Raw genomic sequence first — 19,095 nt, forward strand, 5'->3', positions numbered from 1 at the left:
CCTGTACGTTGCTCACCGTGGCACCACCCTTGGCTATGAATAGAAAGACCGGCGACGAGTGGCCGCCGGCCCGAGATTGCTCAGAGGCAGGTCAGATGCCGCCGCCACCGCCACCGATAATGGCCTCGATCTTCTTGGCGGCGTCTTCAGTCGCCTGATCGACCGTCATGTTGCCGGTGAGGGCGTTTTGCAGCATGTCCGGAACCACGATGTTCATGATCTCGGGCGATTCCGGCAGGACCGGGAACGGGATGCCGTTGGGCAGCATCGAGGTGGTGACGTCGAGGAACTTGATGGTATCCAGGCGCTCCTTCATGGCGGAGGTCAGGAAGCCATTGATGTTGCCGGGATTGGAGCCGACCCAGGCCAGCCTGGTCGACCATTCCGGGCTGTCCCACATGCAGATCAACGCCTTGACGGCCTGCTCGTCCACCTTGCCGCCATCGACGAATTCCGGCTTCACCACGTGGATATTGGAGCCGCCGAACACCACGGCGCGCTTGCCGTCCGGTCCCGTCGGCATCAGGCCATAGCGCATGTTCTCGACTACGGCGTCTGCCGTGGCCTTGTCGGCGCCGGTTGCCTTGCTGGCAAGGTCCAGCATCTTGGCGTATTCGGCTGGGTGGGCGATCATCATGCCGAGCTGGCCGGCGATGAACGGTGCCTGGTTTTCAGCCTGGGTATTGGTGAGAGCAGAAACCGGGACTGACTTGTCGACGGCATACATCTGGTACGCAGCCTGCAAGGCGGCCTTGGAGCCGGCATTGTTGATTTCGACCGTCTTGTAGGTCGGGTTGGCGGTGGCTTCGTCGAGCGAGCCGCCACCATAGGCCCAAAGCTGGGGCATGAAGCGGAATGGCGTATTGCCGGCATTCTGCTTGGCCACGAGGCCATAGCCGGAAATGCCCAGCTTGTCGTGGATCTGCTTGGAATAGGCGACCACGTCGTCCCAGGTTGCCGGTGCCTTTTCCGGGTCGAGGCCGGCATCCTTGAACACCTTGGCGTTCCAGATGAAGGCCATGGTCTCGTTATTGGTCGGCAGGCCGTAAAGCGTGTTGTCGTAGGTCACCGACTTGAGCGCGCCGGGCCAGAAATCGGCGGCGGTGAAGCCATAGTCTTCCGGCTTGACCGGGTTGAGGTAACCCTTGGCGGCAAATTCGACGCCGCCGAGAATCTGCAGGCGGATGACCATTGGGGCCGAATTGCCGAGCAGGGCTGTGCGGAACTTGTCGAGCAGTTCGTTATAGGTGATCGACTGCACGTCGGTCTTGATGTTGGGGTAGGCGGCGTGGAACGCGTCCCAGAATGCCTTGTCCTGCTCGTGCGCAATCTGCGGATCGGCTTCGAACGGGCCGGTATACCAGTAGCTGACATTGCCGGTATAATCGTTGGGCACGACTGCGCCGCAATCCTTGGCGGCGTCGAAGTCCTTGGTGCCCGCGATCGACTTCACGTAGTCCGGCGACCATTGGCTGAGATCGACGCTCTGCGCATAAACGGTGCTCGACATCAGCGACGCCGTGGTCAGCGCCGCCATGGCATAGCCAAGCAGCCGCCGACGATCGGGCGAGCCCTGCGAATTCGTCATCAAAAAGTCCTCCTCATAGTCGGAAGACCGTTCAGCCCCCTCGGCCGAACCTGGGCTTCCTCGCAGCTTCAGCTGCGCCTCCTCATAGTCAAAGCTGGTGCGACGGCCTGCTTGCTCGGGCCTTCAGCGCCATGGGGCCGGCTTTTGCCATGTCTCCCACGCCGGACAGTTCCAGACTGCAACTTGTCTGTCAATAATGTTTGGATCGTACATTATTTTTGAGTTTTAGTGTGCAAAACCCCTTGGCTTGTGTGCTGGCCGCGCCTAAACAAGGCAGCCATGGATACTCAGCCTGCCGCCACGATTGATGTCGAACCCGTGCCAGCTTCGATCTACGAGCTGATCCGGGAGGACATTATTTCGGGCAAAATCGGGCCCAATGAACGCCTCAAGGTCGCCGATCTCGCCAAGCGCTACGGCACCTCGACCAACCCCATTCGCGAAGCCTTGCAGCAATTGCGCGGCGAGGATTTCGTCATCATGGAGCCCCATCGCGGGGCGCGGGTCCGCCCGATCGACGAGAATTTCGTCCGCGACATCATCGAGATCGCCGCACTAATCGAGCCGGCGCTAACCCGCTGGTTTGTCGGCATCGCCACCGAGGCCGATATCGCGCAGCTGGAGGAGATTCAGGCCGAGATCGAGGCGCTCAATTTCAGCGACCCCAACCGGCACGGCCAGCTTGACACCCGGTTCCACGAGGTCATCTACGACCGGCACTATAATCGCCACGCCGCCGATCTGTGGTGGCGCCACCGCGAAGTGCTGCGCGCCATCAGCCGGCGCTTTCCGACCTCGCTCAGCCGCCGCGTCGCGGTGCTGCGCGAGCATCACGAACTGATCGAGGCCATCCGCGCCCAGGATGCCGATCGGGCTGCTACCGTCATTGCCGCCCATGTCGAGGGTTCGGGCCGGCACATTATCGAGCATATGCGCCTTGCCCGCGCCACCGGAGCCCGCAAGCCGCTGACGTAAAAATCAAAATTTTTCTGAGGAGGGGAATTGATGACGACCACTTTGGAGGCCGCCGACAGCATTGAGAATAATGTCCGCACTGGTTCGCGGCCCAGCGATTTGCGCATTACCGATCTGCGCGTAGCCGAAATTGTCGGCGCGCCGTTCACCTCCGCGCTACTCAAGATTTATACCAATCAGGGCATTGTCGGCCTAGGCGAAGTGCGCGATGGCGCCAGCGCCACCTATGCTCTGATGCTCAAGAGCCGGCTGATCGGCGAAAATCCCTGCGATATCGATCGCCTGTTCCGCCGCATCAAGCAATTCGGCGGCCATGGAAGGCAGGGCGGGGGCGTTTCGGCGGTGGAAATCGCGCTGTGGGATCTCGCGGGCAAGGCCTATGGCGTGCCGATTTACCAGATGCTGGGCGGCCGTTTCCGCGAGAAAGTGCGCATCTATTGCGACACCGATGCCGACAAGCCCAGCGGCACCGAGACCGGCAAGCGGCTCAAGCAGCGCATGGATCTGGGGTTCACCTTCCTCAAGATGGACCTCGGCCTGATGCAGATCGCCGACATTCCGGGCGCTGTGGTGGCGCCATCCGGCTCGCTCGAAGGCTATCGCGTGCATCCCGGCCGCGGCCCGGTCAAGACCATGGAGGACCGGCGGGCGCGCAATGCCGTCTACGACATTCACAATGTCCGCCACCCGTTTAGCGGCCTGCATTTCACCGACAAGGGCATCGACCTGCTCGAGCAGTACATCCACGAAGTCCGCGAGGTCATCGGTTACGAAGTGCCGCTCGCCATCGACCATGTCGGCCATATCTCGCTGCAAAACGGCATAAGGCTGGCGCGGCGGATCGAGAAATACGTGCCAGCGTGGCTGGAGGACGTGATCCCCTGGCAATATGCCGATCAATATCGGCAGCTGCAGGAGGCCACTACTGTGCCGATCTGCACGGGCGAGGATATCTACCTCAAGGAAGGCTTCGAGCCGCTGCTCAAATCGGGCATCTCGGTCATTCATCCAGACGTGCTGACATCGGGCGGCATCTACGAGACCAAGAAAATCGGCGACGCGGCGCAGGAGCATGGCATCGCAATGGCCATTCACATGGCCGAAAGCCCCATCGCCGCCATGGCCGCCGCCCATGTGGCCGTCGCCACGGAAAACTTCATGGCGCTCGAATATCACACCGTCGACGTGCCCTGGTGGGACGACATCGTCACCGGCCTGCCCAAGCCGCTGGTCAAGGACGGCTTCATCACCGTGCCCGACAAGCCGGGGCTGGGCATTGACGACGTGGTCGACGAGGTCATCAGCCAGCACCTGCAAGAGGGTGTCAAAGGCATCTGGCAGAGCACCGAGCAATGGGATGACGAATATTCCTGGGACCGCACCTGGAGCTGATTTTCACCTCTCCCTTTGGGGGAGAGGTCGGCGGCGTAGCCGACGGGTGAGGGGGCCTTTTGCGGCATTCCTCATGCGGTAAGGCCCCCTCACCCGACCCAAGAGGGTCGACCTCTCCCCCAAAGGGAGAGGTGAACAAGGAAGAACCATGATCTACGAATTGAGAATCTACGAGTGCCTGCCCAACCGCCTGCCAGCGCTGCTCAAGCGCTTTGGCGACCACACGCTCAAGCTGTGGGACAAACACGGCATCCGGCAGGCCGGCTTCTTCACCACCGCCGTGGGCGAAAGCAGCAATCGGCTGACCTATTTCGTCGCCTGGGAATCCCTCGCCGAGCGCGAAACCAAGTGGAAGGCCTTCGTCACCGATCCGGAATGGCACAAGGTTCGCGACGATTCCGAGCGCGATGGGCCCATCCTCGCCAATATCTCCAGCCAGTTCCTGTCGCCCACCGCCTTCTCGTCCGTGCAATAGGCATTTTCCATGAAAATCACCGATCTGCGCTGCGCTGTTATCGGCCGGCATCCCATCGTCCGCATCGTTACCGATGAGGGGCTCTATGGCCTGGGCGAGGTGGAATATACCAAGCCCTATCTCAAGCCCTGGGTGCTGCATTTCCGCGAGGCGCTGATCGGTGAGGACCCCACCGATGTCGAGCGGGTCATGCTCAAAATCCGCCAGCGCGGCAGTTTCAAGCCCTATGGCGCGGCGGTCAGCGCCATTGAGCATGCGCTGTGGGACATTGCCGGCAAGGCGGCCAATGTGCCGGCCTACAAGCTGCTCGGCGGCAAGGTGCGCGACAAGGTGCGCGTCTATAATGGCTCGATCCGCCAGAAGCGCACGGGCGACCGGCCCGAAGACTATGCCGCCGACGTCAAATGGATGAAGGAGCGGCCCGAGAACTTCTTCATGGTCAAGCAGGGCATTGGCTTCCATTCCAACATGAAGCGCAATGTGGAGGATTTCCACTATGGCGTGAGCCAGCCGCCCGCCTATCACGGCGCCATGGACCAGGGGCAGATCAGCGAACATGCGTTCAATCACATGCTCGATTGCGTCATCGCCATGAAGGAAGTGCTGGGCGACAAGGTAAGTTTGGCGCTCGATTGCGGCCCCGGCTGGTTCCTGCCCGACGCCATCCGCTTCGCCCAGGCGGTCGAGAAATATAATCTGATGTGGCTCGAGGACATGCTGACCGGCGACTACGTCCCTTGGGTCAATCCGCAGGCCTATCGGGAGCTGACCACCTCCACCTCGACGCCCATCCATACCGGCGAGCAGATTTATCTCAGGCACAATTTCAAGGAACTGATCGAGACGCAGGCGGTGCGGGTCGTGGGGCCGGACCCGGCTGATATTGGCGGCATTGCCGAGCTCAAATGGGTGGCCGAGCACGCCTATATGCACTCGATCATGATGGCCCCGCATGGCACGGCCAATGGGTTGCTGGGCCTGGGCGCGCTGATCAATGTGTGTGCCACGCTGCCGGCCAATTATATCGCGTTTGAATATCCCAGCGCGTCCGATCCGTGGTGGGAGGACATTGTAACGGGGCTGCCGGCGGGGCGGATCGTCAATGATTCCATGGTTGATCTGCTGCCGGGACCGGGGCTGGGGCTCGATATCGATGCCAAGGCGGCCAAGCGGTATCTGATGGACGAGGATGTGGGATTTTTTGATTAGGGGTCGAGTATTCCTCCCTGATCTCACCGCCATCCACGGTGTCCTCCCCGCGAAAGCGGGGACCTCCGTTTGCCTTCCTCGCATCGTAAAACAGAGGTTCCCGCTTTCGCGGGAATGACACTGTGGGCAGGGGAGTAATCGCATAGGGCGCCATCCGGGGTAGGGACCGCTCCCTCTAATTTGCCCCAATCTCCCCCGATCCATCGCACAGCTGTGCAATGTCATCGATCCGTCACCGCAACGCAGTCATTCCGTCAACCACCGGGGCTAGGAGTCGCGCCGCTTTCAACAGCGCAACCCATTCCCGGAGACTACCCAAATGACAAGCAAATGGCTGTTCGGTGCAGCTCTGGCTGCCAGCGCGCTGAGCGTTGCGGCGCCGGCTTCTGCCGCCACCAAGTTCGAATTCTGGTACGGCCTGTCCGGCGACCTCAGCGAACGCATCCAGGACATGTGCAAGACCTTCAACGAGTCGCAGGCCGACTATGAAATCGTCTGCATCAGCCAGAATGATTACGAAGCCAACCTGCAGAACACCATTGCCGCTTTCCGCGCCAACAAGCAGCCCACCATCACCCAGATCAGCGATGGCGGCACGCTCGACCTGATGCTGTCCGGCGCTTACATCCCCGTGCGCCAGCTGATGGAAGAAAATGGCTACCAGATCAACTGGGACGACTATTTCTCCGGCATCGCCTCGTATTATTCGACCTCGAAGGGCGAACTGCTCTCGATGCCGTTCAATTCCTCGACGGCCATGTTCTATTACAATACCGACGCCCTCAAGGCCGTCGGTTTTGAAGGCGCTCCCCAGACCTGGGAACAGGTCGAGAAGATCGCCCGTGATCTGAAAGCCGCCGGCTATGACTGCCCCGTCGCGTTCGATCCGACCGGCACCTGGCAGTGGTGGGAGCAGTTCTCGGCTGCCCACAACCAGCCCATCGCTTCCAAGGGCAATGGCTATGAAGGGCTCGACGCCACCGTGGAATTCAACCACGGCAAGTTTGTCGATCAGCTGACCTGGATCAAGAAGATGTACGACGAGGGCCTGTTCGTCGCCAAGTCCAAGGCCATCGGCGAAACCGCCAATGATGCCTTCGTCAACGCCAAGTGCCAGATGTCGTCCTCCTCGATTGCCGATCACGGCACCTTCGCCAAGCAGGCCATTGAAGGCATGCATTGGGATGTCGCCATGCTCCCGATCTGGGAAGGCACCGAACGCACCAATACGCTGGTGGGCGGCGCTTCGCTGTGGACACTCAAGGGCTCGACCCCCGAGCAGTACAAGGGCGCCGCTGCGTTCTACGCTTTCCTCGCCACTCCCAAGCAGGCCGAATGGTGGTCGACCGTGACCGGCTACATCCCGGTTACCAATTCGGGCTTCAAGGCCATGACCGACAAAGGCTTTTACGCCAACGCCCCCTATAAGGGCCGCGAACAGGCCATCGAAAGCCTGACCTTCACGCCGCCCACCGAATATACCCGCGGCGTTCGCCTGGGCAATTTCGGCGCGGTGCGCAAGGAAGTCGCCGACGCCATGCAGGAAGTGCTGTTCAACAACGTTCCCGTGCAGCAGGCCCTTGATGGCGCCGCCGAGCGCAGCAACGAAATCCTGCGCCGCTTCGAGCAGACCTATGCCGGTCAGCAACTCCCCTGATCTGACGATGATCAAAGCGCGGGCGGCGAAAGCCGTCCGTGCATTGCTATTTTCTGCGAGGCGGATGGTTCATGGAACGACGCGCATTCTATCGTAACGGCACCTTGCCCTGGTTGCTGCTGGCGCCCCAACTCCTGCTGGTGCTGGTGTTTTTCTACTGGCCCACATCACAGGCGCTGTATTGGGCCTTCACGCTCGAACAGGCCTGGGGCGGCGGCAATACCTGGGTTGGCTTCGCCAATTTTCTCGCCATTTTCCGCGACAGCCAATATTGGGCCACTGTCGGTCGCAGCGCCTTCTACGCCATCTGCGCCACGGGCCTGTCCATGGCCATCGCCCTCACGCTCGCCATGTTCGTGGATCGCGCGCTCAAGGGCACCCGCATTTTCCAGTCGGTGTTCGTCTGGCCCTATGCCATCGCCGCGCCCGCTGCCGGCGTCGCCTTCCGCTTCATCTTCTCGCCTGAAGCGGGCCTGATTGGCTCGATCAACGATATCTGGCCCGGCATCTGGAGCCCCGCCACCAATGGCTGGCACGCTCTGGGCATGGTCATTGTCTGTCATGCCTGGCTGGGCATCGGTTATAATTTCATCTTCTTCCTCGCGGCTCTCCAGATGATCCCCAAATCCATCTCCGAGGCCGGGGCCATGGATGGTGCGCGCCCGTTCCAGCGCATGCTCGACCTGCAATTGCCGCTGATCGCGCCCACCGTCTTCTTCCTCATGATCATGAACCTGATTTCCAGCTTCACCGACAGCTTCGGGCTGATCGACACCATGACCGAGGGCGGACCGATCGGGGCCACCGAAGTGATGGTCTACAACATCTATATCGATGGCTTCAAAGGCCTCGATTATTCGGGCGCCGCCGCTCAGTCGATCGTGCTCATGGTCCTCGTTATTGCGCTGACTTTCGTCCAGTTCCGCTGGGTCGAAAAGCGCGTCCACTACAGCTAGGGAGAAGACTGTGATCGAACGTTCCCCCATTTTCGACTTCGTCACCTATGCGGCCATGGTGCTGGGCATGTTCCTCGTGCTGGTGCCGTTCTGGATCACGCTGGTGGCAGGCAGCCAGTCGCTGCAGGAAGTCAGCCAGGTGCCGCTGCACCTCTGGCCGTCCACCCATCTGCTCGAGAATATCCAGGCGGCCTGGACCCGCGCCGATCTGGGTCCCAAAATGGTCAATAGCTTCATCGTCGCCATCGGCGTGACGGTCGGCAAGATCGTGCTGGCGGCGCTCAGCGCCTTTGCCATCGTGTTCTTCAACTTCCGCGCCCGCATGCTGTGCTTCTGGCTGATTTTCATCACCCTGATGCTGCCGCTCGAAGTGCGCATCGTGCCCACCTATTCCATCGCCGCCAATGCGCTGCTGCCCTTCCAGGTCATCCTCGACACGTTCGGCATTACTGGCCTGGTTGAAAGCCTATCGGGCCTTCGCATCGGTCTGGAATGGAACCTGCTCAATTCCTATACCGGCCTCATCCTGCCGCTCGTCGCCACCGCAACCGGCACGTTCCTCTATCGCCAGTTCTTCATGACTATCCCGGACGAATTGGTCGAAGCCTCCAAGATGGATGGCTCGGGTCCGATGCGGTTCTTCTTCGATGTGCTGCTGCCGCTCAGCCGCACCAATATGCTGGCGCTGGCCACCATCATGTTCGTTTCGAGCTGGAACCAGTATCTCTGGCCGCTGCTGATCACTACCGACCGCGCCAATTTCGGCACCGTGGTCATGCAGCTCAAGGCGCTCATTCCCGCCCAGAACGGCACCCCCGACTGGAACGTCACCATGGCGGGCGCCCTCATCATCATGCTGCCGCCGCTGCTGGTGGTTGCCCTCATGCAGCGCTGGTTCGTGCGCGGCCTCATTTCTCGCGACAAGTGATTGGATCGATCATGTCTGCCATCACCCTCAAATCCGTCAAGAAACGCTACCAAAAATCCCTCGTCGTCCACGGCGTGGATGCCGAGATCGAACAGGGCGAATTCGTCGTCATCCTCGGGCCATCGGGCTGCGGCAAATCCACCCTGCTGCGCATGATTGCGGGCCTTGAGGACATCACCGAAGGCGAAATCCTGATCGGCGGCACGGTCGTCAACAAGCTCGAACCGCGCGAACGCGGCTGCGCCATGGTGTTCCAGAATTACGCGCTCTATCCCCACATGAGCGTGGCCCAGAATATCGGCTATGCCCTCAAGGTCGCCGGCATGCCGCGGGCCGAGCGCGACGCCAAGGTCGCCAAAGTTGCCAAATCGGTGAGCTTGGAACCCTATCTCGACCGCAAGCCGGGCGAACTCTCGGGCGGCCAGCGCCAGCGCGTTGCCATGGCCCGTGCCATGGTGCGCGAGCCAAAGGTGTTCCTGTTCGACGAACCCTTTTCCAACCTCGATGCCAAGCTGCGCGTCGCCATGCGCGCTGAGGTTCGCAACCTGCACCGCAGCCTTGGCGTCACCTCTGTGTTCGTGACGCATGACCAGACCGAAGCCATGACCCTAGCGGATCGGCTGATCATCATGAATTCGGGCGTTGTCGAGCAGATCGGCAAACCGTCGGAAGTCTATCACCGTCCCGCCAGCCTCTTCGTCGCCGATTTCATCGGCTCGCCCGCCATGAACCTGGTGCGGGGCCACTTCGCACAGGATGGCTATTTCCGCCACGGCAAGGGCGGCATGATCCATCTGCCCGCCATTGCCCCGGCGCTGGTCAGCCAGGAAATTTCCATCGGCGTGCGCCCCGAACTCGTGCGCCGCGTCAGCGCGACGGCAAACGGGGCGATAGCCGCCGTGGTCGACTACACCGAAGAACTCGGCGCCGCCCGCCTCATCTATGCTGACGCCGATGGCAGCCGCATCGTTGCGGTTGATACCGCCACCGACGCCCTCGGCACCGGCATGCCCATCCACTTCGCGATCGACCCCGCCGACCTGCACGTCTTCAGCCACGACACCGGCCGCCGCATCGAGCTGGGCGAGGCCCAGCGTGCTGCCACCCATACCCGCATCAACGCCTGACTCCCAGGAGATCCACCATGAGCAACATCACTGCAACAGGCTTCAATTCCGGCTCCACCGATGGCGAACTCGATAGCCTCGAGGCCGATCTGCGGCGCCTCGCCGATATCGGCGTCGATACGGTCGAACTGGCCCTGACCAGCATCGACTTGATCAGCGGCGGCCGCATCATCGAGGAGCGCGCCGAACGCCTGCTGGCCATCACCGAGCAATTCGATTTCCGCTACACCCTGCATGGCCTGGTCTCGTCCAATTTCATGGACCCGGACACTCAGCGCTATCAGCTTGATGCCGCCAAGGCGCTGGTCCAGCTCTGCGACCGCGTCGGCTCGGGCATTCTGGTGCAACATGGGGGCGCGCTGCGCGCCGACCAGCTCGTCGAACGCGCCGGCGCCGACCAGCGCGAACGCGAGGCCCTGACCGAACTGGCCGAATTCGCCCGCCCTTATGGCGTGCGCATTGCGCTCGAAAACATCTTCACCACCGAGCTGGGCCAGTACCGCCAGACCCCGGCCGAAGTCGCCGCAACGGTCAAGGCCGTCAACCATCCCAACCTGGTCGCGCTGATCGATTTCAGCCACGCCTATATCGAGAGCACCTATAAGGGCCTCAACTTCCGCGAACAGATCGCTGCCATGGCCCCGGTCACCGGCCATCTGCACGTCCACGACAGCTTCGGCCGCCCGCAGGGCTTTTACAAACCCTTCTTCCCGCAGGAAAACACGGCAATGGGCATTGGCGACCTGCACATGCCGCTGGGCTGGGGCGATATTGATTGGGACAGCATTTTCGCCGAACTCGATTTCCTGCCGGACACGGTGCTGATGATGGAAATCGGTCCCCGCCATCGCAACGAGCAGCCGGCTTGCCTGGAGCGGGCGCGGAAATTGGCCGGGTTGAGTGGCGCTGAGGCTATCGCTGCGCAGTAAGCGCGGGCCGGACGGGGCGCCATGCCCCGTCCATCCTACCCCTCATATTTCTCCAGAAATCCCTCCGCACCCAGCGCCCGAAAATCCGGTAGGGCCTGGTGCAGGCGCTCATGGCTCCAATCCCACCATGCTAACTTGTCCAGCCGTCCTGCCACATCATCGCTGAACCGCTGCTTGATCGTGCGCGCCGGCACGCCAACGGCGATGGCGAAATCGGCCACGTCCTTGGTTACAACCGCATTGGAGCCGATGATCGCCCCATTGCCGATCTTGATGCCTGGCATGATCACCGCGCCGTGGCCGATCCAGGTGTCGTGGCCGATGGTAATGCGCTGCTCCGCCCGCCAGTCGAAAAAGTCCTGGTCGTCCGCTTCGCCCTCAAAGTACCAGGAGGAGCGATAGGTGAAGTGGTGCAGCGACGCCCGCTCCATCGGGTGCATGCTGGCATAGATGCGCACATGGCTGGCGATATTGGCGAATTTGCCGATGTCGGCATAGGTGATCTGGGTGTTCTCGACGCAATAGGAATAGTCGCCCAGCGTGGAGCGCGCGACATGGCTGCCCGCGCCCACTTCAGTATAGCGGCCGAGCGTGGACTCGGTGACATGGGCGGTGGCGTGGATATGGGGCTCGATGCCAAGTTTGGTCATGCGGCAATCCTCGGCGCAAAAGCGGTCACATCCACAATCCGGTCGGCCACCTGCTGGCGTACTTCCTCATCGTGGAAAATGCCCAGCAGGGCCGTGCCCGCCGCCTTTTTCTGCGCGATCATCTCGACCACCACGGCCCGATTGGTCGCGTCCAGCGACGCCGTCGGTTCGTCGAGCAACAGCACCTTGTGGTCGGTGATGAAGCCACGCGCGATGTTGACGCGCTGCTGCTCGCCGCCCGAAAACGTCGCCGGGGGCAGGGACCACAGCCGCTCCGGCAGGTTGAGCCGCGCCAGTAGTGCCTTAGCGCGTGCCTGCGCCTCACTCTTGTCGATCCCACGGATCACCAGCGGCTCGGCCACCACATCCAGCGCCGAAACGCGCGGCACCGTGCGCAGGAACTGGCTGACATAGGCAATGGTGTCGCGCCGCAGCGTCAAAACCAGGCGGGGATCAGCCGTTGCCAGATCGATCTCGGCGCCATTATGGGCCAGCAGGATCGCCCCGCCATCGACGCCATAATTGCCATAGACCATTTTGAGAATGGAGCTTTTGCCCGCCCCCGATGGCCCGCCGAGGACGACGCACTCGCCGGCATGGACGTCAAAATCGACATTTTCCACAACGGGGAGCACCACGCCATCGCGCAGGTGCATGGTGAAGGTCTTGGAGAGGTTGCGGATGGATAGGGCGGCGGTCACAGCGTGGCTCCGTAAGTTTGGACAATGCGTTGACCCCTCATCCGCCCCTTCGGGGCACCTTCTCCCTCAAGGGGAGAAGGGGGGCTCAGAGTTTGAACGGGCACCAGGGCTCCCCTCTCCCCTTGAGGGAGAGGGTGGATCGGCCAGGGGCCGAGACGGGTGAGGGGTTTCTTTGGCATCGTCCTCACACCTGCAAAATCGAAGACACGAGCAGCTGTGTATAAGGCTCGCGCGGGTCATCCAACACGCGGTCGGTCAGCCCCGCTTCGATCACTCGGCCGTCCTTCATCACCATCATGCGGTGGCTCAGAAGCCGCGCCACGGCCAGATCATGCGTCACGATGATGGCCGCCAGTCCCAGTTCGCCCACCAGCCCACGCAACAGATCGAGCAGGCGCGCCTGCACCGATACGTCGAGCCCGCCAGTCGGCTCGTCCATGAATACCAGGCGCGGCCCCGTTACGAGATTGCGGGCAATCTGCAGGCGCTGGCGCATGCCGCCCGAGAAGGAGCGCGGCTGATCGTCGATGCGGTCGGCGGCGATTTCCACGCGGCCGAGCCAATCCACGGCCGTCTCGCGGATATGGCCATAATGGCGGTCGCCCACCGCCATCAGCCGCTCGCCCACATTGGCGCCGGCCGACACCGTCATGCGCAAACCATCGGCCGGGTTCTGGTGCACAAAGCCCCAATCGGTGCGCATCAGAAAGCGCCGCTCGGCCTCGCTCAGCTCATAAAGATTGCGCCAGACCTCGTCGCGCATCCGATATTCGGTCCGTCCCGAACTGGGTTCGAGATGGGTGAACAGGCAATTGAGCAGCGTCGTCTTGCCCGATCCGCTCTCGCCCACAATGGCCAGCACTTCGCCGGGCCATAGCTCGAAGGACACATCGGTGCAGCCCAGCCGATTGCCGTAATATTTGCTCAGGCCTTCGACCCGCAGCAGGGGTTGCTCGCTCATTCCGCCGCCTCCAGTTCTTCACCGCTCAGGTGGCCGCGATGGCCTTCGGCGCGGCGCTCTTCGCAATTGTCGGTGTCCGAGCACACGAACATGTGCCCGCCATGGTCATCCAGGATCACCTCGTCGAGATAGACGCCGGTAGCAGCGCATAGGGCGCAGGGCTGGGTAAAGTGCTGGATTTCGAAGGGGTGATCTTCAAAATCGAGGCTCACCACCTCGGTAAAGGGTGGCACGGCATAAATCCGCATTTCGCGCCCCGCGCCGAACAGCTGCAGCGCCGGCGACATATGCATTTTGGGGTTGTCGAATTTGGGTGTGGGCGAGGGGTCCATCACATAGCGGCCCTCGACCTTGACCGGATAGGCATAGGTCGTGGCGATCTGGCCGTGCTTGGCAATGTCCTCATAGAGTTTGACATGCATCAGCCCATATTCCTCAAGCGCATGCATTTTGCGCGTCTCCGTTTCGCGCGGTTCGAGGAAGCGCAACGGCTCGGGGATCGGCACCTGATAGACCAGCACCTGGCCCGCCTTGAGGGGCTTTTCTGGAATGCGGTGGCGGGTCTGGATGATGGTGGCGTCTGATGTATGCGTGGTCGTGGCCACATTGGCCACCTTGGCGAAGAAGGCGCGGATCGAGACGGCATTGGTTGTGTCGTCGGCGCCCTGATCGATCACCTTGAGCACATCGTCTGGCCCGATGATCGCCGCCGTCACCTGCACGCCGCCCGTGCCCCAGCCATAGGGCATGGGCATTTCGCGGCTGGCAAACGGCACCTGATAGCCGGGAATGGCCACGGCCTTGAGGATAGACCGCCGGATCATGCGCTTGGTCTGTTCGTCGAGATAGGCAAAATTGTAGCTTGGGATCAGGCTCATTCGGCCGCCTCCTTGTGTGCTTCCTGTTCAGCCCGCATGCGCCGCACCACGTCGAGTTCGGCCTGGAAATCGACATAATGGGGCAGCTTGAGGTGTTCGACGAAGCCGGTGGATTGCACATTGTCGAGGTGGCTGATGACGAATTCTTCGTCTTGCGCGGGGGCCACCACGTCCTCGCCAAATTCGCGGGCGCGCAGCGCCCGGTCGCACAGCGACATCGACATGGCCTTGCGTTCCGATTGGCCGAACACCAGCCCATAGCCGCGGGTGAATTGCGGGGGCACCTTGGCCGAGCCCTTGAACTGGTTGACCATCTGGCACTCGGTGACCCGCACACGGCCCAGGCTCACCGCAAAGCCAAGCTCGGCAATGTCGAGTTCCACCTCGACCTCCCCGATGCGGATTTCGCCGACAAAGGGGTGCGTTCTGGCGTAACCGCGCTGTGTCGAATAGCCGAGCGCGAGCAGGAACCCTTCATCGCCCCGCGCCAATGCCTGCAGCCGCAAATCACGGTCCAGCGGGTATTGCAGGGGCTCGCGCGTCAGGTCGCCGATTTCGTGTTCTTCGGCGTTCAGGGCCTGCTCGCCGGAATCGGGCTCGATCAGCCCTTCGTGGGCCAATAGGTCGGTGACGCGGGGTGCTTGCTCCGGGTCGGCAGGCCGCCGGACTGGCGTTGCGACCTCACCGCCCTCGGCCACTGCCGGGTCGAGCAGGCGGTGGGTATAGTCAAAGGTGGGGCCCAACATTTGCCCGCCCGGCAAATCCTTGAACGTCGCTGAAACGCGGCGCTCGATCAGCATCTTGGCGGTGTCGATCGGCACCGAATAGCCGAAGCGGGGCAGGGTGGTGCGATAGGCGCGCACGAGGAAAATCGCCTCGATCAGATCGCCGCGTGACTGGATGATGGCGAGCGCGGCAAGCTCCCGGTCATAGAGCGAGCCTTCCGCCATGCAGCGATCGACCGCCAGGCCAAGCTGCTGGATGATCTGCTCAATTCCGAGTGCCGGCACGTCCCGGTCGCCCCGCCGCCGGTCGGCCAGCAGAGCATGTGCATTGGCAATGGCGGCTTCCCCGCCCTTTACGGCCACATACATTTAAGCGTCCTTCCCAATAATGCGTGTGGTCCGTGGCAGCCCGATCACCGCGCCATCGGCCACCAGCAGCAGGTCCACCCCGCGCGGAAACTGCGCCCGGTTTTCCGCCCATTGTTCGAGGAAATCCGCGGGCAGGCCGAGTGGGGATATCTCGACGCTGTGCTCGATCCCCGGCCCCTTCAGCACGAGGGTGTCGCCACCGCTCAGCGCAGAAACGGCGACGATCAGCGTGGTCGAGCGGTCGGGATAAATATCCGTGCCGAGAGAAAAGCTATTCAATTTCAATGTACTGCTGTCGCGTAATGCCGCGAATTGCGCCTGCTCCGGCGCCACATTCAGGGGCGAACCGATATGGAAGCGCAACCAACTGGTTACTTTTTCCGTTGCCAGGTCGGGCTCCAGCCACACGCCGGTATCGTGATCGCACAGTGTCAGCAGCACTGCCGCCAGCTCCGGCGTCAGCGGGGTGGGCGGGGTGAGGTCGAGCGCCAAGTCCTGAATTGTCCCCGGATTGGCCAGCGCATCCATCAGGGCGCGAAAGCCCTGCTGGGCCTGCATCACGGGGTCGGCAAAGCCGCCATCGAGCATCAGATTATCCATCAAACGTCCCCTCGCACCATGGTGAAGAAATCGACCTTGGTGGCCGCCGCTTCCTCACGTTTCTGCTGGTCGGCATGGCTTACGACAGCCCGCAGCGGAGCCAGCACCTCGGCCTCGACCCGCTCCGGATCGCGCTGAAACAGCGCATCGAACACCGCAATCAGCCGCGCCTTTTCGAGGTCTCGGCCCAGGCAATAGCCGTGGCCCACTTCGCCACTGGCCAAACGGACGCTTGCCCGGCTCACACTGGTCTCGCCCAGATTGAACGGGGCACCGCCGCCACCGGCCCGGCCGCGCACCATCACCAGCCCGGTTTCGGGGCCACGCAAGGCGCGGAATTCTGGCTTCTCGGCCCAGTCCGTCCACCGCGCTGTCAGGGCCGCGCTCTCCGCTGCTGCCAGGGCATTCAATGCCAACCGCCTCGGTTCTGTCGTCATATCGCTTGCCTCTACTTGTCTAATAAACTAGACAACATAAATCCTGATTCCGGTCTTAGGCGCGCTGTGTGAATTTGCAATGACAAAAACCGAGTCCTCGTCCGAATCCCATCTCAGCGGCGTCGCGCTGTGGCGGCGCATTGCCGATGCCATCCGGCTCGACATCGTCGGCGGCAAGCGCCAGCCGGGCGATCGCCTGCCGGGGGAAACCGAGCTGGCCGAACGCTTTTCGGCCAATCGCCACACGGTGCGCCGCGCGCTGGCCGCGCTGCAGGCCGAAGGCGTCATCCGCACCGAACAGGGCCGGGGCAGTTTTGTCGACCAGGCCCGCCGCGTCAGCTACCGCATTGGCAAACGGACCCGGTTTTCGGAAAACCTGGCCGGGCAGGCAGCGACGATCTCGCGCGATATGCTGTCCTCGCGGCTTGAAAACGCGACGACTAGCGTGGCCGCCGCGCTGGGCCTGCGGGCGGGAACCAAGGTGACGCGGCTGGAAACGCTGTCATCGGCCGACAATCGCCCGATGTCGCGCGCCAGCATCTGGCTGAGCTACGCAGCCTTCCCCGATTTCGCGACGCGCTTCGCCGAAAACCCGTCCATCACGGCAACGCTGGCCAGTTACGGCATTGCCGACTATGCCCGCGCGAGCACGCGCATTTCGGCCCGCCACGCCGATGCCGACGAGACGGCCACGCTCAAACTCGCCCCCGGTGCCATTCTGCTGGTGTCGGAGGCGGTCGATACGGACCTGGCCGGCAAGCCCTTGCTTTACGCGCTGAGCCGCTTCCCGGCAGATCTGATGGAACTCGTCGTCTAGACTCGTTCCGCCTGGGCTTGCTGCAGCAGGTCGAGGAACTGCTCGCCGGCATCCTGCAACTGCCCGGAATTGTCGATCTGGACACTCTCGACGCCCGGCACGGCAACATCGAGTTGGCGCGCCAGGCGCTGGCGAATGGCTTCGGCATCCTCGCGGCCGCGTGCGGCGAGCCGCTGGGCGATGATCTCGGGCCGGGCCGAAATAGTGGCCACGATGACCCGGTGGTAGCGGGACGCCGCCTCGCCAATCACCTGCCGCGAGACATTGGCGATGACCACGCGACCGGCCGCGATATCGTTATCGATGGAGCGCGGCAGGCCATAGCGCAGGCCATGCGCCTGCCAATGCAGCGCCAGCCCATTGGACCGCGCCAGGGCCTCGAAATGGGCTTCGGTGAGGCTGTCGTGATCTTCGGCGGCGCGATCGGCCGGGCGGGTAACGATGCGGCGCACAAAGGTGAATTCCGTCCGTCCGGCCAGCCGCTGGCGGGCAAAGTCGATCAACGAATCCTTACCCGATCCGCTGGGGCCGACCACGGCAATGAAGGCGCCGGAAGCCGAGGCGTCCGTACTCATATGACGCGGTTTCCTTCGCGCCAGACGGTGCGCACGATCGGCACGGCATCCTGCACGCGCACGCGCACCAGATCGGCCCGCTTGCCCAGGGCGATCTCGCCGCGGTCGTGCAGGCTTGCCGCTTCGGCCGGGTGCTTGGATACCAGCCGCACGGCATGGGGCAGGGTGATGGAGTCAACGCTATCGCCCAGCGAGAAGGCGGCCTGCAGCAGGCTGAAGGGAATGTAGTCGGACGACAGAATATCGAGCAGGCCGTGCTCGGCCAGTTCGCGTGCCGAAACATTGCCTGAATGGGAGGAGCCGCGCACCACATTGGGCGCGCCCATCAACACGGCCATGCCGGCCCCATGCGAGGCGCGGGCGGCTTCGACCGTGGTGGGGAATTCAGCGACGTCGATGCCCTGCGCAATCGCCTCGTCGACATGGCCGAGCGTGGCGTCGTCATGGCTGGCCAGTACGATGTCATTGGCCTGGCAGAATTGCGAAATGGCTGCGCGATGCGGCCCGGCATGCTTTTCCGAGTCGCGAATGCGGCGGGCCGAGAAGTCGGCCAAGGCCTGATCGCTCATCTTGAGCTTGCCCTGATAATAGACGCGGTAGGCCTCAAGATTGGCGAACTGGCGCTGCCCCGGCGCGTGGTCCATCAGCGAGGCCAACCGTACCAGCGGATGGCCCTGCAATTGTTCAAAACCACGCAGGCAATCGGGCGCTGAAACTTCGCAGCGCAGGTGAATGAAGTGGTCGGCGCGCAGGCGCCCCGATGCCTTGCCGGCAGCGATGGCCTCGGCCAGCACCAGCATTTCGGTATCGCCCATATCGGCCTGCTCGTCGGTGCCGACCCGCAATGCGTCGAACACGGTGGTAATGCCTGATGCCGCGACCTGTGCGTCATGCGCCTGCACGGCGGCAATGGCGTTCCAGCGCACTTTGGGGCGCGGGGCATAATGGTTTTCGAGGTGATCGGTATGCAGCTCGACGAGGCCCGGAATGACGTGGTCGCCATCCATGTCCTCGCCATGTGCCGAAGTGGCCGAGATATCGGCGATCAGGCCATCGCGCAGCAGGATCGCGCCCTCGATGACTTCATCGGCCAGGACAATCCTTGCATTGGTGAGAACGGTTTCGGCGGCATTCTTCTGCGTCATG

20 protein-coding genes are annotated in these 19,095 nt (G+C 62.5%); 10 read left to right on the plus strand and 10 right to left on the minus strand.

All coding sequences use genetic code 11. The features are described from left to right. Positions 1-91: 91 nt before the first annotated feature. Positions 92-1,537, minus strand: coding sequence for an extracellular solute-binding protein (locus ACI3KW_RS17130; RefSeq protein WP_113124111.1), 1,446 nt, complete (start codon positions 1,535-1,537; stop codon positions 92-94). Positions 1,538-1,867: 330 nt separating this feature from the next. On the opposite strand from ACI3KW_RS17130, the gene ACI3KW_RS17135 reads away from it, so the two are divergent. From ACI3KW_RS17135 to ACI3KW_RS17175, 9 genes are all read left to right on the plus strand, one after another. Next, on the plus strand, positions 1,868-2,563 hold the full coding sequence (locus tag ACI3KW_RS17135; RefSeq protein WP_404849096.1) for a GntR family transcriptional regulator: 696 nt from the start codon (positions 1,868-1,870) through the stop codon (positions 2,561-2,563). A gap of 30 nt (positions 2,564-2,593) precedes the next feature. Further along, positions 2,594-3,955, plus strand: a complete 1,362-nt coding sequence (locus tag ACI3KW_RS17140; protein WP_404849097.1) for a mandelate racemase/muconate lactonizing enzyme family protein — start codon at positions 2,594-2,596, stop codon at positions 3,953-3,955. A gap of 148 nt (positions 3,956-4,103) precedes the next feature. Beyond that, on the plus strand, positions 4,104-4,430 hold the full coding sequence (locus ACI3KW_RS17145) for an NIPSNAP family protein (protein ID WP_404849098.1): 327 nt from the start codon (positions 4,104-4,106) through the stop codon (positions 4,428-4,430). Between the two features lie 9 nt (positions 4,431-4,439). Next, a complete protein-coding gene (locus tag ACI3KW_RS17150) occupies positions 4,440-5,639 on the plus strand; it encodes a mandelate racemase/muconate lactonizing enzyme family protein (RefSeq protein WP_404849099.1) in 1,200 nt (399 codons plus the stop codon). A gap of 319 nt (positions 5,640-5,958) precedes the next feature. Next, positions 5,959-7,296: an extracellular solute-binding protein gene (locus ACI3KW_RS17155; RefSeq protein ID WP_404849100.1), complete on the plus strand. Its 1,338-nt coding sequence runs from the start codon at positions 5,959-5,961 to the stop codon at positions 7,294-7,296. 71 nt (positions 7,297-7,367) lie between these two features. Continuing rightward, the gene (locus ACI3KW_RS17160; RefSeq protein WP_113123203.1) at positions 7,368-8,252 is read left to right on the plus strand and encodes an ABC transporter permease subunit; all 885 of its coding nucleotides are present in this window, start codon (positions 7,368-7,370) and stop codon (positions 8,250-8,252) included. A 10-nt stretch (positions 8,253-8,262) separates the two neighbouring features. Further along, the gene (locus ACI3KW_RS17165) at positions 8,263-9,180 is read left to right on the plus strand and encodes an ABC transporter permease subunit (protein ID WP_404849101.1); all 918 of its coding nucleotides are present in this window, start codon (positions 8,263-8,265) and stop codon (positions 9,178-9,180) included. An 11-nt stretch (positions 9,181-9,191) separates the two neighbouring features. Next, complete coding sequence (locus tag ACI3KW_RS17170; protein ID WP_404849102.1) at positions 9,192-10,307, plus strand: ABC transporter ATP-binding protein; 1,116 nt, start codon at positions 9,192-9,194, stop codon at positions 10,305-10,307. A gap of 17 nt (positions 10,308-10,324) precedes the next feature. Beyond that, positions 10,325-11,236, plus strand: coding sequence for a TIM barrel protein (locus tag ACI3KW_RS17175; RefSeq protein WP_404849103.1), 912 nt, complete (start codon positions 10,325-10,327; stop codon positions 11,234-11,236). Between the two features lie 35 nt (positions 11,237-11,271). On the opposite strand, the gene ACI3KW_RS17180 is transcribed toward ACI3KW_RS17175, so the two are convergent. The 7 genes from ACI3KW_RS17180 to phnG form a co-directional block, all read right to left on the minus strand. Continuing rightward, positions 11,272-11,886 carry a DapH/DapD/GlmU-related protein gene (locus ACI3KW_RS17180; RefSeq protein ID WP_404849104.1) on the minus strand — a complete coding sequence of 205 codons (615 nt, stop codon included), beginning with the start codon at positions 11,884-11,886 and terminating at the stop codon, positions 11,272-11,274. Next, entirely contained in the window at positions 11,883-12,587 is a 705-nt protein-coding gene (gene phnL, locus ACI3KW_RS17185) for a phosphonate C-P lyase system protein PhnL (protein ID WP_404849105.1), read from the minus strand. Before phnL ends, ACI3KW_RS17180 begins: the two co-directional genes overlap by 4 nt. A gap of 184 nt (positions 12,588-12,771) precedes the next feature. Beyond that, positions 12,772-13,548 (minus strand): phosphonate C-P lyase system protein PhnK, encoded by a 777-nt coding sequence (gene phnK, locus ACI3KW_RS17190; RefSeq protein ID WP_404849106.1) that lies wholly within the window; start codon positions 13,546-13,548, stop codon positions 12,772-12,774. After that, positions 13,545-14,426: an alpha-D-ribose 1-methylphosphonate 5-phosphate C-P-lyase PhnJ gene (locus ACI3KW_RS17195; protein ID WP_404849107.1), complete on the minus strand. Its 882-nt coding sequence runs from the start codon at positions 14,424-14,426 to the stop codon at positions 13,545-13,547. The genes phnK and ACI3KW_RS17195 overlap by 4 nt, the downstream gene beginning before the upstream one ends. Next, positions 14,423-15,520, minus strand: a complete 1,098-nt coding sequence (locus tag ACI3KW_RS17200; protein ID WP_404849108.1) for a carbon-phosphorus lyase complex subunit PhnI — start codon at positions 15,518-15,520, stop codon at positions 14,423-14,425. Before ACI3KW_RS17200 ends, ACI3KW_RS17195 begins: the two co-directional genes overlap by 4 nt. Next, entirely contained in the window at positions 15,521-16,120 is a 600-nt protein-coding gene (gene phnH, locus ACI3KW_RS17205; RefSeq protein WP_404849109.1) for a phosphonate C-P lyase system protein PhnH, read from the minus strand. It abuts the gene before it with no gap. Further along, positions 16,120-16,557: a phosphonate C-P lyase system protein PhnG gene (gene phnG, locus ACI3KW_RS17210; RefSeq protein ID WP_404849110.1), complete on the minus strand. Its 438-nt coding sequence runs from the start codon at positions 16,555-16,557 to the stop codon at positions 16,120-16,122. Before phnG ends, phnH begins: the two co-directional genes overlap by 1 nt. A gap of 79 nt (positions 16,558-16,636) precedes the next feature. Here phnG and phnF point away from each other — a divergent pair, with 79 nt between their 5' ends. After that, positions 16,637-17,374, plus strand: a complete 738-nt coding sequence (phnF, locus tag ACI3KW_RS17215; RefSeq protein WP_404849111.1) for a phosphonate metabolism transcriptional regulator PhnF — start codon at positions 16,637-16,639, stop codon at positions 17,372-17,374. Here phnF and phnN read toward each other — a convergent pair. Beyond that, positions 17,371-17,949 (minus strand): phosphonate metabolism protein/1,5-bisphosphokinase (PRPP-forming) PhnN, encoded by a 579-nt coding sequence (gene phnN, locus ACI3KW_RS17220; protein WP_404849112.1) that lies wholly within the window; start codon positions 17,947-17,949, stop codon positions 17,371-17,373. The genes phnF and phnN overlap by 4 nt on opposite strands. Next, the gene (locus ACI3KW_RS17225) at positions 17,946-19,094 is read right to left on the minus strand and encodes an alpha-D-ribose 1-methylphosphonate 5-triphosphate diphosphatase (protein ID WP_404849113.1); all 1,149 of its coding nucleotides are present in this window, start codon (positions 19,092-19,094) and stop codon (positions 17,946-17,948) included. Before ACI3KW_RS17225 ends, phnN begins: the two co-directional genes overlap by 4 nt. Position 19,095: the final 1 nt, after the last annotated feature.

Source organism: Devosia sp. ZW T5_3 (assembly GCF_044987315.1).
Taxonomy (GTDB): domain Bacteria; phylum Pseudomonadota; class Alphaproteobacteria; order Rhizobiales; family Devosiaceae; genus Devosia.